The organism is Streptomyces sp. BE20 (assembly GCF_036322525.1).
Classification (GTDB): Bacteria; Actinomycetota; Actinomycetes; order Streptomycetales; family Streptomycetaceae; genus Kitasatospora.
On the sequence record NZ_JAQYWW010000169.1, the window covers coordinates 1 to 362 of the forward strand.

A 362-nucleotide genomic window follows, 5' to 3' on the forward strand; every position below is an offset into this window, starting at 1 on the left:
CGGGAGGGACCTGGATGGTGACCGGGTCGTCGTCCGTCCGGTGGGCGGCGGCCTTGGTCGGCGCGTGCGCCGAGGCCCCGGGCCGCACCGGGAACGCCCCGCTCCCACCGACCGCCCCCCGCCCCCCCCACCCCCCCCCCCCCCCAATGCACCCCCCCCCCCGCCCACCACCACACCAAAAAAAAAAAAAAAAACCAACACAAAACCCAACATAAAAACATAAAAAAAAACCCAAAACAACAACAAACAAAAAAAAAAAAACAAACAAAAAAAAAACAACAAAAACCACAAAAAAAAACAAAAAAAAAAAAAACACACAAAAAGACACAAACAAAAAAAAAACAAAAAACAAAAAAAAAAAA

General features: G+C 49.2%; 1 protein-coding gene. It reads right to left on the reverse strand.

All coding sequences use genetic code 11. The features are described 5' to 3' along the window. Positions 1 to 235, reverse strand: a 235-nt coding sequence (locus tag PUR61_RS00790; protein ID WP_329874550.1) for a hypothetical protein, incomplete at its 3' end; no start/stop codon positions are given. Positions 236 to 362: the final 127 nt, after the last annotated feature.